The organism is Pseudomonas sp. HLMP, assembly GCF_046365545.1.
In the GTDB taxonomy this organism is placed as follows: Bacteria; Pseudomonadota; Gammaproteobacteria; order Pseudomonadales; family Pseudomonadaceae; genus Aquipseudomonas; species Aquipseudomonas guariconensis_B.
Genome location: NZ_JBDLLR010000001.1, coordinates 820,130 through 833,894, shown reverse-complemented (window position 1 = coordinate 833,894; position 13,765 = coordinate 820,130). Strand labels below are relative to the sequence as shown.

Here is a 13,765-nt window from a genome sequence, read left to right as displayed (position 1 = left end):
GAGCGGGCACGTCGGGGCGCCGAACCGCCGTGAAAGGGCCGGATGATGGCTACAGGATACCGCTGAATCAGGGCTGGCGTGTAGCGCCGCTGGAGCGTGGCGTCGGGTGGCGGCGACGGCGCAGCAGCCCGGCGGCCAGGACCAGGCCCAGCAGCAGTGCCAGCAAGCCGTAGAGTTCGTCGTAGCCGAGCAGCGGTTTTTCGATACGCAGGTAGCCTGGGTCGTCGAGCAGCGTGCGCAGGGCTTCGTCGGCCTGCTTGAGGCTGACCTGGCGCAGCTTGCGGACCGGGTCGGCGAAGCGCCCGTCGGTGTAGTCGTTCAACGCGCCCCAGTAGTAGTCGGCCAGGGCGCTGTTACCCTGGGTGGTCCAGCTTTCGCGGGCGATGGCTGCTTCCTTGAGGCGCGCGAAGGTGTCCGGGTCCAGGCCGTTCTTGCGCAGGTGGTCGAACAACTGCTGCATGACCTTGACCGCTTCGTCGATGTCCTGCCGCTCGAGGTCGGCATTGAGGCTGAGCATGCCCTGGTCGCCAAAGCTTTCGCGTTGCACCGAGGGCCCATAGGACAGGCCATGGCGCAGGCGCAACTGGTCGTACAGGGCCCAGTCCAGGTAGCGCGAGAGCAGGTCGAGGGTCTGGTCGTGGGCGTTGTCCAGCACCGGCTCGATGAACAGCCAGTGCAGCTTGACGCTGTCGCCCAGCCAGCCGCGGGTCAGGTCGCGGCGCTGTTCGGCCTGGCGGCTGATGCTTTCCAGGCTGCGCCGCTCGCCTGGCTCCACGGCCGGCAGCTCGCCATAGGTGCGCTCCAGGTAGGCCGGCAGCAGGCGGTCGAGGCCGCCGACGACGATCAGGGTCATGTTGTTGGCGGCATACCAGTGCTCGCGCAGTGCCTGGACCTGCTCCAGGGTCATGTCGTCGAGGTTGGAGCGCTCCGGGCACTTCAGGCCCAGTTCCACGGCCAGTTGGTCGCTGGCGCGGTGGCCAATGTCCTGGCGGTCGAGCCAGCGCTGCAGGTGGCCGTAGTGGCCGCCGTCCTCGCGTTCGATGATCTTCTTCGCCGTGGCCAGGGCCTTGCCATCGATACGTGTGTCGCGGATCGCCGCCAGCAGCAGGTCGAGGACCTTGCGCTGGTTGCGCGCCGGCGCCTCGACGACGAAGGTGGTGTCGGCGCTGCTGGTGTAGGCGTTCCACTCCCCGCCCAGTGCCTGCATGCGCTCTTCCAGGCCGCCCTCGCCGCTGGCGTCGATGCCGCTGAACAGCAGGTGTTCGAGCAGATGTGGCAGCTCCCGCTGGTCGCAGTCGAAATCGTCCAGGCCAACCCCCACCACCAGGCGGATCGCCACATGGTCGCGCTCGTAGCCCGACTTGAGGATCACCTGCAGGCCGTTGGGCAATAGATACCCTTCGACCCGGGAGCGATCGAGGGCGAACGTGGGCAGGCTGCACAACAGCAGGCAAACGAACATCAGGCAACGCATGGGCGAGCTCGGGTCTCCAGGTACGCGGGATCAGGACAGGCGGGCTTCGTCCGGCACGCTGTCGAGCAGAAGCCCGCCCGTGTCCGCGCCGCCCAGTACCACATAGGCACTGCTGCAGAACAAAGAGTTCAACCGCTTCATGTCGGCGATCAGCTCCAAGTGTAGCGAACTGGTCTCGATACTTTGCACCACTTTGCGTTGCAAACGGCTGACATGGGCGTGGGCCAGGCGTCGCTCCTGGGCGCGGAAGCGGCGTTTCTCGCGTAGTAGCAGGCGGGCGCTCTGCGGATCGGCGCTGAGGAACACCGACAGACCCAGGCGCAGGTTGGCCAGCAACTGCTCCTGCAGGCCAGTCAGTTCCTCCAGGCCGACCTGGGAGAACTCGCGGCGCTGGGAGGTTTTTTGCTGCTGGACCTTGCGCAGCATGCGCTCGATCAGGTCGCTGGCGAGCTTGAGGTTGATCGCCAGCTCGATGATCTCGGCCCAGCGCCGGTTGTCCTGTTCGCTGAGATCCTCCCGCGACATCTGCGCCAGGTACAGCTTGATGGCGCTGTACAGGGCTTCGGCATCCTCGACCAAGGCGCGTACCTGCTGCGGCATGGCGGTCTGGGTGCCGCGCAGGGCACCCAGCATGGCTTCGAGCAGGCTGTCGACGATGTCCCCCAGGCGCAGGGTCTCGCGCGCGGCGTTGGCCAGGGCCAGGCTCGGTGTGTCGAGGGCGGAGGCGTCCAGGTGGCGTGGCCGGATCTGGCCGTTGCCGTTCTCGCGCTCCGGCAGCAAGGCGTTGCACAGGCGCCCCATGGGCTTGACCGTGGGCAGCATGATCAGGCAGCGCAGGGTGTTGTAGAGCAAGTGGAAGCCGATCACCAGCTCCTGCGGGCTGAACCTCAGCGAGTCCATCCAATCCACCAGCGGGTGCAGCACCGGGATCACCAGCACCAGGCCGATCAGTTTGTACAGCAGGCTGCCCAGTGCCACCCGTCGGCCCGCGGCGTTCTGCATGCTGGTGGTGAGGAAGGCCAGCAGGCCGCTGCCGATGTTGGCGCCGACCACCAGGCCGATGGCCACCGGCAGGCTGATGACTTCCGCACCGGCCAGGGTGGCGGTGAGCAGCACGGCGGCCAGGCTGGAATAGGACACCAGGGCGAACAGGGCTCCGACCAGGGCGTCGAGCATGATGTCGCCGGTCAGGGAGGCGAACAGGACCTTCACGCCCTGGGCATGGGTGATCGGCGTGGCCGCCTGGACGATCAGCTCCAGGGCCAGGATGATCAGGCCCAGGCCGATGCCCACGCGGCCGAGCTGGCCAGCGCGGGTCTGCTTGCGCGAAAGAAAGAAGATCACTCCGAGGAAGACCAGCAACGGCGACAGCCATGACAGGTCGAAGGTCAGTACCCGGGCCATCAGCGCCGTCCCGACATCGGCACCGAGCATGATCGCCAGGGCCGGGGTCATGGCCATCAGGCCCTGGCCGACGAACGACGTCACCAGCATGGCCGTGGCGTTGCTGCTCTGCACCAGCGCGGTGACCAGGATGCCGGCGATGAAGGCCAGCGGGCGCTTGCTCATGTTCTGGCTGAGCACCCGGCGCAGGTTGGAGCCATAGACCCGCAGGATGCCGGTTCGCACGATGTGCGTGCCCCAGACCAGCAGGGCCACGGCGGAGAGCAGGTTGAGCAGGGTCAGCATGTTTCGAGGCCCCCCTAATGCCTTCGCCCCAGCGTGGGGCCAACGGGTGAAGCCGTGAGGCGGGTTTGCCCCGTGCTCACTCAAGCTTTAGTTGTTTTGCGGACTTGCCGCCAGCTTGGCATGGCTGAAACATATTTGAAACATTTCGTCGCGGGACCCAGCCCACTGCTACAAGCCCTGTGGCGGGCATGAATGAAAGAAGGCCCCGGAGGGCCTTCTTTCTTGCGCGTCCTGATCTTATTGACCCGGGATGTCCTTGCGCAGTTTCACCGGCTCGTGCTCCTTGCCCTCTTTGCGCGCCATGGCCGTGCGCATGCGGATGTTGATCGCCTCCACCGCCAGGGAGAACGCCATGGCGAAGTAGACGTAGCCCTTGGGCACGTGCACGTCGAAGGATTCGGCGATCAGCACGGTACCGACCACGATCAGGAACGACAGGGCGAGCATCTTCAGCGACGGGTGCTTGTCGATGAAGTCGCTGATGGTGCCGGCGCAGAGCATCATCACCAGCACCGCGACGATGATCGCGGCGATCATCACCGGCACGTGGGAGACCATGCCCACGGCGGTGATCACCGAGTCCAGGGAGAATACGATGTCGATGATGGCGATCTGGATGATGGTGTAGAAGAACTGGCCACCGGCGCCCTTGGGCGCTTCCGGGCTCTCGTCCTCGCCTTCCAGGCCGTGGTAGATCTCCTGGGAGCTCTTCCACAGCAGGAACAGGCCACCGAAGAACAGGATCAGGTCGCGCCCGGAGATGCCCTGCTCGAGCACGACGAACAGGTCGTCGGTCAGGCGCATCACCCAGGTGATCGACAGCAACAGCAGGATGCGCGTGACCATGGCCAGGGCCAGGCCGAAGATCCGGGTGCGTGGCTGCATGTGCTTGGGCATGCGGCTGACCAGGATCGAGATCATGATGATGTTGTCGATACCGAGGACGATCTCAAGTGCCGTGAGGGTGAAAAAGGCAACCCAGATTTCCGGGCTGGTCAGCCATTCCATGTGTATTCCTTCGAACGATAGAGGCGATGCGCCCGGGCTCGGGGCGCATCGCGGTTTGGGCTTGTCTTACAGACTGCTGAACAACGGGAAAATCCCCATGAGCAGTGCGGCGAGCATTATGCACAGGCACACCAGCACTGCCCACTTGAGGGTGAAGCGCTGGTGGTCGCCGAACTCGATGCCGGCCAGGGCCACCAGCAGGTAGGTGGAGGGTACCAGGGGGCTCAGCAGGTGTACCGGTTGCCCGACGATCGATGCACGGGCCATCTCCACCGGGCTGATGCCGTAGTGGCTAGCCGCTTCCGACAGGACCGGCAGGACGCCGTAGTAGAACGCATCGTTGGACATGAAGAAGGTGAACGGCATGCTGACGATCGCGGTGATCACGGCCAGGTACGGCCCGAGCGCCTCGGGAATCACCGACAGCAGGCTCTTGGACATGGCTTCGACCATGCCGGTGCCAGACAGGATGCCGGTGAAGATGCCCGCGGCGAAGATCAGGCCGGTGACCGCCAGGACGCTGCCGGCATGGGCGGCGATGCGGTCCTTCTGCTGCTGCAGGCACGGGTAGTTGACGATCATGGCGATGCTGAAGGCGATCATGAACAGCACCGGCAACGGCAGCGCGCCGGCGATCAGCGCGACCATCAGGGCGGCGGTCAGGGCGCCATTGAACCAGATCAGCTTGGGCCGACGTGCCTCGGGGAACTGCGACACGCTGATCTCGCTGTGGTCGATGTCGTCGGTGGGCAGGTGCAATTCGCCCAGGCGGGCCCGCTCACGCTTGCCGTACATGTAGGCGATGCCCAGGATCGCCAGGACACCGAACACCATGGCCGGGATCATCGGCACGAAGATGTCCGACGGGTCTACGTGCAGCGCGCTGGCCGCGCGGGCCGTGGGGCCGCCCCAGGGGGTCATGTTCATCACCCCGCCGGCCAGGATGATCAGGCCGGCCATGATCCGCGGGCTCATCCCCAGGCGGCTGTACAGTGGCAGCATGGCCGCGCAGCAGATCATGTAGGTGGTGGCGCCGTCACCGTCGAGCGAGACCACCAGGGCCAGCGCCGCGGTACCGACCGAGACTTTCAGCGGGTCGCCCTTGACCAGCTTGAGGATCTTGCGCACGGCCGGGTCGAACAGGCCGGAGTCGATCATCAGGGCGAAATAGAGAATGGCGAACATCAGCATCACGCCGGTGGGCGCAAGCTTGCTGATGCCCTCGAGCATCATCGGGCCGATATGGCTGTAGAAGCCCCCGAACAGGGCGAACAGGATCGGTACCAGGATCAGGGCGATCAAGGCCGACAGGCGCTTGGTCATGATCAGGTACATGAAGGTGATGACCATGGCAAAGCCGAGGAAGGTCAGCATGGCGGTACTCCAGGCGTGGCGCGTCGAAAGGCGGGTCGATTCGGGCGGATCAGCGCGTCAGGCGCTGCGCATGGAATAGCGGATGGGGTACGGCGAGGAGGCGGTTGCAGGAAGACATCAGTATCACCATTGTTTTTGTCGATTGGGCCGGGCGCGGAATGTTCCGGGTGCCCTGGCTGACCGGTCTGTCGCCGGTAGTGGGGCTATCCTATTGGCGAAAGCTTTCAGCCAGCTTTCGCCTTGGACAAGGCGACGGGAGGTCATATCGATGCCGGAGGTACAAGAAGGCGGCTGCCATTGCGGCGCCCTGCGCTATCGCCTGGAGGGTGACCTGACGGATGTCGCCCATTGCCATTGCTCGATCTGCCGGCGGGTCAGCGGCGGGTTGGTGGTCACCTGGCTCACCCTGCCTCGCACCGGCTTCCAGTGGCTGGCGGGCACGCCCAGGTGCTATATGGCGCCGGCCAGCTGCAGCCGTTACTTCTGTGGCCAGTGCGGGGCGCACGTGGCCCTGGTGACCTCGCACAGCCCGGACAGCATCGATGTGACGGTGGCGACGCTGGATCATCCGCAGCGGGTGCGGGCCCATCGGCATATCTGGACCAGCAGCCGGTTGCCCTGGCTGCACCTGGATGAGGACTTGCCTGGGGAGACCGAGGAGCGTCTTTAGGCGGCTGATGGGATGGCGCTGCGAGTCTGGGGCCGCTTTGCAGCCCGTGACGCTCCGCAGCCCAGCCATCAGGGCAGTTGCAGCCCCCCGGCCGCCTTGTGCAATGCACGCAGGTGCTCGCCGATCTGCTGCACATTGGCCTCCACTGCGGCGATCTCCCTGGCCCGCTCAGGCTCGAGCAAGGCCCGCACTTCCTTGTCCAGATCGGTACTCAGGCGCAGCAGTTGCGCCTGGCGCTCGCTGCTGACCTGCTCCAGGTGCTTGCGCTCGTCCGGCTGGGGCAGGCCATAGCCGCTGCTGCCCAGCAGCTCCGCCGGGCGGCTGAGGAAGCCGCTGTTGGCCAACATCTGCTGCAAGGTCTCGTTGGCCTTGGCGATGCTGCCATCCTTCAGCGCCTGGGCGTTCAGGTAACGCTGCTTGACCTCGTCCTGGGCCAGCAGCAACTGGCGGCGCAGGCTGGCTTGCTCGAGCAAGAGCAAGGCGGCGCTGGTGCGCAGGTTGGCCTGCTGGAACCAGGTGCCGCGTTCGCTGGCGTCCAGGGCGAGCCAGTCCTCGACCTTCACCTGCTTGATCGGCAACTGCTGCTTCAGTACCTCGAACATGGCCTGGTAGCGATCGCGGTAGGAGTCGAAGCGGTAACCCAGGCGCAGGGCCTCGCGCGGGTCGTCGAGCACGCTGGTGTCGGCCAGCCCACGGCCCTTGAGCACCTCCAGCAGGCCGTTGGGCATGATGCTGTCCAGGTCGTTGAGGCGCGGGTTGGCAGTGCCGCTGCGCAGCAGCTTCAGCGACTCCACCGCACAGTTGTTGGACAGGAAGTAATAGTTGCCGTCATAGCTCCAGTGCATCTCGGCGGCCTGGCGCACCAGCCCTTCCACCTCCTGGCGGTTGAGCTTGAGCGGGATCGAGGCCAGGCTGCGCAGCTCGGTCTTGGTGTACTCGTCGATCACCTGGCCCAGGGGCAGGACGAACAGTCGCGACGGATAGGCGCCGGTGAGACCGTCCCAGCTGGACAGTTGCAGGTCGTTGACGAAGGCCCGGTACGACAGCACCAGGTGTTGGTCGAGGTCCAGCCGGCAATCCGGGCCGCGCGGCCGGCCCGGGGCGCAGATCACCAGGCGCAGCATGCTGTGGCCCCAGCGGCTGACCCAGTTCTGGTTGGCCTCGGCCAGCAGGTAGTCGACCTCGTAGACCCGCTCGGGGTCGATCTCGCCCAGCGGCTGGCGCGCGAAATCGTTGCCGGCATTGAGGAATGGCAAGCCCTTGGCGCAACTGGCTTGTGGCGGTGCCCAGGCGAAATGCTCGCGCAGGTACTGGTTCAACGCCGGGCGGCGGCAGGCGTAGCTCGGGTCGAGGAGAAAGTACTCCATGTTGACCGCGATGAACTCCTTCGGGCTGCTCAGTTCGTAGCTGTCGGGGCTGCGCACCAGCTGGCCGTTGTGCAGCTCGCGCTCGCCACGGCGGCCGACGTATTGCGGCCAGCCAGCCAGGTCGAGCAGGCGCGGATCGTCGCTGAGGGTGAAGCGCCGTTCGGCCTGACCACGGCACTGCTCTGGCAGGCCGACCTTGCCCAGGCTGCCCTGCTGGCGCGTGCAGCGGGCGATCAGCTGGCGCTCGCCGGCGGGCCAGAGGCGGGCGCGGTCGTAGAGGTGGGTCAGTTCGTGCAGCACGGTGGCCAGCAACTCCTGGCGCACGGTGCCATGGGGGCGCCCGGTCTGTTCGCGGGCCGCGCTGCCGTCCACCAGCCCGGGAAGCAGGCGGCGGTTCAGCTCCAGGGTGGAAACCAGCGAGGCCTGGCCGTAGGCGTCGGCAGGCATGCGCTCGCTCCAACTGACCTGGACGCGGCGGTCCAGTCGCTGCTTGAAGCGCGGCGGGAGCTTGCCCAAGGCCTCGTCGAGCAAGGCCTGGGTGGCATGCTGTTGCCGTGGGTCGAGCCCTTGGGCCTGCAGCTCAAGCTGTAGGTCGGCCAGGGCGGGCGTGCCGAGCAGCGTCAGGGCGCAGCCGAGCAGCCAGGCACGCACGCGTCTCACAGCGCCAGGATGGCTTCGGCCAGTACCTGGTCGTTGGCGTCGCGGGCTTCGGGGACGCGCTGGCGAATGGCATTGAACGCGGCCTCGAGCTGGGCACCACGGATTTCGCCGTGGCTGGCGACGAAGCTGGCCGCGTCGTCGCGGGCTTCCTGCACGACCTTGGCGTCGCGGATGGAGGTGGTGGTGTCCGAGGTGAAATCGATCGAGCGACCGAAGGCGCGCACGATGATGTTGCTGGTGGCCACCAGGGTTCGTGCCTGGGCCAGGTCGGCCAGCAACAACATGCCGAGGATGGCGGCGATCAGCGGTTTACGCATGGAGCATCTCCGAAAGATACAGGGAGTCAGGTGTAGTCATTGGACGAGAATGGCCTCGGCCAGTTCACGGTCGCCGACAGAGTGATGTGGGTAGGCACGTCGCAGCGAATCCAGCGCTGCCTGCAGGCGTGCGCCACGGATCAGGCCGTCGGTGGCGACGAAGGCCGCGGCGTCGTCGCGGGCCTGGATGACCAGCTTGCGGTCGAACGGGGCGGTGGTCACCTGGCTGGTGACGTAGCCGCTGACAACCAGGCTCTGGGTGGTGACATCCATGGCATGGGCGCTTCCCATGCCGGCGAGGGCGAACAGCAACGGCAACAGATAACGCATGGACTTTCTGTAAACGATGGACTCGGGCGGCGAAGGCTACCCCGGATGCGCCGACGAGGGCCAGCGTATCCGGGCGTTGCGGCGAAGGCTCAGAGCGCCAGGATGGCCTGGGCCAGTTGTGCGTCGCTGGCCTGCAGGGTCGGCATCTGCTGGCGGATATGGATGAAGGCGCTCTCCAGCTTCGCGCCCCGGATGCTGCCTTCGCTGCCGACGAAGCTGGCGGCGTCGTCACGGGCGGCCTGGACGATCTTGTCGTCACGCAGCGACGAAGACAGGTCGGAGGTGGCGTCGGTGGAGGCGGCGACACCGCGCACGACCGCGTCAGTGGTGACGACGAAGCTGGAGGCGTTGGCGGTGCCGGTCAGGGCCAACAGCAGGGCGGCGCCAACAAACAGGTGGTTACGGGACATGGTCATGGACTCCTGCACTAGGGGGTTCTGGTTATCGGACGCTCGTTCGGCTCGTCGCGGTACGTGTCTATTTACCAGGCTGGTAAGCCAAGCGTATCACGCGGCGATGTTTCCAGATGTTTTATGGTGAGGTTGGGTGATAACTGTTATGGAATTTTAAGATCTCATTAAAACTGTACCTGTCGCGGTGATCTTTTCGCGGGCACCACAGGAAGCCCCTTTTGGCCTGAAGCAAGCGACAAAAAACCCGCCGCGGTCTCCCGTGGCGGGTTCTTGGAATTCTTTGGTGCCGGGCAAGCCCGGCGAACCAAGGCTCAGCGCCAGAACGGCTTGCTCAGCTCTTCGTAGCGCTGCGACTCGCTGATACCGGCATCGGCCAGCAGGCGGGCGTCCAGGCGAGCCAGCTGACGGCGGCTGGAAACGCGGCGCTGCCACAGCAGCAGGGTGGACAGAGCGCGCAGAGGCAGCGAAGCGTGGGCGTTTTGAGCGTTGTTTTCGAAAACCAGACCGGAACTCAGGGTGCGTTCCATGATGTGTCATCCTTCCGCTTGTGGCGGCATTGGGTAGTGATTTAACTGATGCCAATGATCCGCTTCTGCTGTCCAGAACAGTAGATACAGTTCAACAGTATTGCGATGGTCCAGTTAACTGTTTAATCCTGCTGTTGCACTCGAATTTGGCGTAACTGTACTGGTCTGCACTTATTTGGTGCGTTTATGAGTGGATTCAGGATTTTGTCAGGCGGGAGGTCGCTAAATTATAGGTACAGTAGAACAGTTTTTTGAGGATGTGCTGTTCGAACTGTGCAGGCCTGCTTCCACAGAGTCATGGGCAGCAACTGTCGTGCTTTTGTCTGTACCGGCCCCATCGCCGGCAAGCCGGCTTCCACAGGTACTCCACCAGGGCTGAGGGCAGTGGTGAACCTATGGGAGCCGGCTTGCTGGCGATGGGCTGCAAAGCAGCCCTCTAGCTCACACTGGTTTTCAGAGGGGCTGGTACTGGCTCAGCTGGCGAGCATGCGCCCGCTTTCTTCCAGGTTCTCGTGCCAGCTCAGGGCCTCGCGCAGGATATGCGGGGTATGGCCACCACGCTGGCAGGCGCGCTCGAAGTAGTCGTTCAATGCGGCGCGGTAGTCCGGGTGCACGCAGTTGTCGATGATCGCCCGGGCACGTTCGCGTGGTGCCAGGCCCCGCAGATCGGCCAGGCCTTGCTCGGTGACCAGGATGTCGACGTCGTGCTCGGTATGGTCGACATGGCTGACCATCGGCACCACGCTGGAAATCGCGCCGCCCTTGGCGATCGACTTGGTGACGAAGACGGCCAGGTGAGCGTTGCGGGCGAAGTCGCCGGAGCCGCCGATGCCGTTCATCATCTTGGTGCCGCAGACGTGGGTCGAGTTGACGTTGCCATAGATGTCGAACTCGAGCGCAGTGTTGATACCGATGATGCCCAGGCGACGCACCACTTCGGGGTGGTTGGAGATCTCCTGCGGGCGCAGCACCAGCTTGTCCTTGTAGCGCTCCAGGTTGCCGAACACGTCAGCGTTGCGGCGGGTCGACAGGGTGATCGAGCTGCCCGAGGCGAAGCGCAGCTTGCCGGCGTCGATCAGGTCGAAGGTCGAGTCCTGCAGCACTTCGGAGTACATGGTCAGGTCTTCGAACGGCGACTCGATCAGGCCGCACATCACCGCGTTGGCGATGCTGCCGATGCCAGCCTGCAGCGGGCCGAGCTGGTTGGTCATGCGGCCGGCGGCCACTTCGCGCTTGAAGAAGTCGATCAGGTGATCGGCGATGGCCTGGGTCTCGTGGTCCGGCGGCAGCACGGTGGACGGCGAGTCCGGCTGGTCGCTGATGACGATGGCGACGATCTTCGCCGGGTCGATCGGGATCGCGGTGCTGCCGATGCGGTCGTCGACCTTGACCAGCGGGATCGGGGTGCGGGTCGGGCGGTAGGTGGGGATATAGATGTCGTGCAGGCCTTCGAGGTTGGCGTTGTGCGAGAGGTTGATCTCGACGATCACCTGCTTGGCGAAGATCGCGAAGCTGGCCGAGTTGCCCACCGAAGTGGTCGGTACGATGTGGCCTTGCTCGGTGATGGCCACCGCTTCGATGACCGCGATGTCCGGCAGCTTCAGTTGCTGGTTGCGCAGCTGCTCGACGGTTTCCGACAGGTGCTGGTCGATGAACATCACCTGGCCGTCGTTGATGGCCTTGCGCAGGGTGCTGTCCACCTGGAACGGCATGCGGCGGGCCAGGACACCAGCCTCGGTCAACTGCTTGTCCAGGTCGTTGCCCAGGCTGGCGCCAGTCATCAGGCTGATCTTCAGGGGCGACTGCTTGGCGCGCTCGGCCAATGCGTGGGGCACGGCCTTGGCTTCGCCGGCGCGGGTGAAGCCGCTCATGCCGACGGTCATGCCGTCCTGGATCAGGCCAGCGGCGTCAGCCGCACTCATTACCTTGCTGTGCAGGGAGGACAAGCGGATACGATCACGGTACATGGATTGTTATCTCGGGCTACTGAAGCTACTGGAGCGCAGTCTAGAGATTTCGACCGGTGCCGTCCCGCGACCATGGTCGAATGCGAAGGCCGGAAATAGAGCCGTTGATCTGGAACAATAAACGGTGGCGAATCCTGGGAATGTGTTCGCCGGAGGGCATGGGCATGTGGGTGAAGGCTGCAAAGCAACCCTCGCCCCGCCCTTCTTCTTTTATTCCACAGCCTTGACCATGTCCTCGAGGACCTTCTTGGCATCCCCGAACACCATCATGGTCTTGTCCAGGTAGAACAGTTCGTTGTCCAGGCCCGCATAGCCGCTGGCCATGGAGCGCTTGTTGACGATGATGGTCTTGGCCTTGAACGCCTCGAGGATCGGCATGCCGGCGATCGGCGACTTGGGATCGTTCTTCGCCGCCGGGTTGACCACGTCGTTGGCGCCCAGCACCAGGACCACGTCGGCCTGGCCGAACTCGGCGTTGATGTCTTCCATTTCGAACACCTGGTCGTACGGCACTTCGGCCTCGGCCAGCAGCACGTTCATGTGCCCGGGCATGCGCCCTGCCACCGGGTGGATCGCGTACTTCACGTTCACGCCGTTGTGGACCAGCTTCTCGGTCAGCTCCTTGAGCGCATGCTGGGCGCGGGCCACCGCCAGGCCGTAGCCGGGGACGATGATCACGCTGTCGGCATTGCTGAGCAGGAAGGTGGCATCGTCGGCCGAGCCGGATTTCACCGGGCGCTGTTCCTGCGAGCCTGCGCTTGCGCTCGTGTCGACGTCGGTGCCGAAGCCACCGAGGATGACGTTGAAGAACGAGCGGTTCATCGCCTTGCACATGATGTACGAGAGGATCGCACCGCTGGAGCCGACCAGGGAGCCGGCGATGATCAGCATCGAGTTGTTCAGCGAGAAGCCGATACCGGCCGCCGCCCAGCCCGAATAGCTGTTGAGCATCGACACTACCACCGGCATGTCGGCGCCACCGATCGGAATAATGATCAGCACGCCCATGATGAAGGCCAGGACCAGCATCAGGGTGAAGGCACTGTAGTGGCCGGTGAAGGTGAACAGCAGGCCCAGGGCGATGGTGGTCAGGCCCAGGATCAGGTTCAGCTTGTGCTGGCCGGCGAACTGTACTGGTGCGCCCTGGAACAGGCGGAACTTGTACTTGCCCGACAGCTTGCCGAAGGCGATCACCGAGCCGGAGAAGGTGATGGCGCCGATTGCCGCACCGAGGAACAGCTCCAGGCGGTTACCGGTGGGGATCGGGTCGCTCATGCTGGCGACGATGCCCAGCGATTGCGGCTCGAGCACCGCGGCGATGGCGATGAACACTGCCGCCAGGCCGATCATGCTGTGCATGAAGGCGACCAGCTCGGGCATCTTGGTCATTTCCACGCGCTTGGCCATGATCGAGCCGGCGGTGCCGCCAACCAGCAGGCCGACGATCACGTAGCCGATGCCGGCCGTCGCGAGCTCGGCGCCCAGCTTGTAGATGAGGCCGACCGTGGTGAGGATGGCGATGGCCATGCCGATCATGCCGAACACGTTGCCCCGGCGCGAACTGGTCGGGTGCGACAGGCCCTTGAGCGCCTGGATGAAGCAGACCGAGGCGACGAGGTAGAGAAGCGTTACCAGATTCATGCTCATACTTACTTCTGCGCCTCGTTCTTGGTTTTCTTCTTGAACATTTCCAGCATGCGCCGGGTGACCAGGAAGCCACCGAACACGTTGACCGCCGCCAGCGCCACGGCCAAGGTGCCCATCAGCTTGCCGGCCGGGGTGACCGTCAGCGCGGCAGCCAGCATGGCGCCGACGATGACGATCGCCGAGATGGCGTTGGTGACCGCCATCAGCGGGGTGTGCAACGCCGGGGTGACGTTCCAGACCACGTGGTAGCCGACATAGATGGCCAGCACGAAGATGATCAGGTTGTAGATCCCGTGGGAGATCAGCATGTCTTCCATTGTCG

At 64.7% G+C, this 13,765-nt stretch carries 13 protein-coding genes; 1 reads left to right on the top strand and 12 read right to left on the bottom strand.

Annotated elements, in window-relative coordinates; translation table 11 throughout:
• Positions 1-67: 67 nt before the first annotated feature.
• From ABFA30_RS04010 to ABFA30_RS03995, 4 genes are all read right to left on the bottom strand, one after another.
• A complete protein-coding gene (locus tag ABFA30_RS04010) occupies positions 68-1,474 on the bottom strand; it encodes a M16 family metallopeptidase (protein WP_410045170.1) in 1,407 nt (468 codons plus the stop codon).
• A gap of 30 nt (positions 1,475-1,504) precedes the next feature.
• The gene (locus tag ABFA30_RS04005; RefSeq protein ID WP_225790016.1) at positions 1,505-3,163 is read right to left on the bottom strand and encodes a Na/Pi cotransporter family protein; all 1,659 of its coding nucleotides are present in this window, start codon (positions 3,161-3,163) and stop codon (positions 1,505-1,507) included.
• Between the two features lie 237 nt (positions 3,164-3,400).
• Positions 3,401-4,171 (bottom strand): TerC family protein, encoded by a 771-nt coding sequence (locus tag ABFA30_RS04000; protein ID WP_225790017.1) that lies wholly within the window; start codon positions 4,169-4,171, stop codon positions 3,401-3,403.
• A gap of 66 nt (positions 4,172-4,237) precedes the next feature.
• Complete coding sequence (locus tag ABFA30_RS03995) at positions 4,238-5,545, bottom strand: CitMHS family transporter (protein ID WP_225790018.1); 1,308 nt, start codon at positions 5,543-5,545, stop codon at positions 4,238-4,240.
• Between the two features lie 268 nt (positions 5,546-5,813).
• Here ABFA30_RS03995 and ABFA30_RS03990 point away from each other — a divergent pair, with 268 nt between their 5' ends.
• Positions 5,814-6,215 carry a GFA family protein gene (locus ABFA30_RS03990; protein WP_225790019.1) on the top strand — a complete coding sequence of 134 codons (402 nt, stop codon included), beginning with the start codon at positions 5,814-5,816 and terminating at the stop codon, positions 6,213-6,215.
• A 68-nt stretch (positions 6,216-6,283) separates the two neighbouring features.
• Here the strand turns inward: ABFA30_RS03990 and ABFA30_RS03985 are convergent, their stop codons facing one another.
• The 8 genes from ABFA30_RS03985 to ABFA30_RS03950 all read right to left on the bottom strand — a co-directional run bounded on the left by ABFA30_RS03985 (position 6,284) and on the right by ABFA30_RS03950 (position 13,760).
• Complete coding sequence (locus ABFA30_RS03985) at positions 6,284-8,242, bottom strand: DUF4105 domain-containing protein (RefSeq protein WP_253091308.1); 1,959 nt, start codon at positions 8,240-8,242, stop codon at positions 6,284-6,286.
• On the bottom strand, positions 8,239-8,559 hold the full coding sequence (locus ABFA30_RS03980; RefSeq protein ID WP_225790021.1) for a DUF2388 domain-containing protein: 321 nt from the start codon (positions 8,557-8,559) through the stop codon (positions 8,239-8,241). The genes ABFA30_RS03985 and ABFA30_RS03980 overlap by 4 nt, the downstream gene beginning before the upstream one ends.
• A 36-nt stretch (positions 8,560-8,595) precedes the next feature.
• Positions 8,596-8,889 (bottom strand): DUF2388 domain-containing protein, encoded by a 294-nt coding sequence (locus ABFA30_RS03975; protein WP_225790022.1) that lies wholly within the window; start codon positions 8,887-8,889, stop codon positions 8,596-8,598.
• A gap of 89 nt (positions 8,890-8,978) precedes the next feature.
• The gene (locus ABFA30_RS03970; protein ID WP_225790023.1) at positions 8,979-9,299 is read right to left on the bottom strand and encodes a DUF2388 domain-containing protein; all 321 of its coding nucleotides are present in this window, start codon (positions 9,297-9,299) and stop codon (positions 8,979-8,981) included.
• Between the two features lie 314 nt (positions 9,300-9,613).
• Positions 9,614-9,829: a DUF1127 domain-containing protein gene (locus tag ABFA30_RS03965; protein ID WP_225790024.1), complete on the bottom strand. Its 216-nt coding sequence runs from the start codon at positions 9,827-9,829 to the stop codon at positions 9,614-9,616.
• A gap of 473 nt (positions 9,830-10,302) precedes the next feature.
• A complete protein-coding gene (locus tag ABFA30_RS03960) occupies positions 10,303-11,796 on the bottom strand; it encodes an acetyl-CoA hydrolase/transferase family protein (RefSeq protein WP_253081720.1) in 1,494 nt (497 codons plus the stop codon).
• Positions 11,797-12,006: 210 nt separating this feature from the next.
• A complete protein-coding gene (locus ABFA30_RS03955) occupies positions 12,007-13,443 on the bottom strand; it encodes an NAD(P)(+) transhydrogenase (Re/Si-specific) subunit beta (protein WP_410045169.1) in 1,437 nt (478 codons plus the stop codon).
• Positions 13,444-13,445: 2 nt separating this feature from the next.
• Positions 13,446-13,760: an NAD(P) transhydrogenase subunit alpha gene (locus ABFA30_RS03950; protein WP_003256966.1), complete on the bottom strand. Its 315-nt coding sequence runs from the start codon at positions 13,758-13,760 to the stop codon at positions 13,446-13,448.
• Positions 13,761-13,765: the final 5 nt, after the last annotated feature.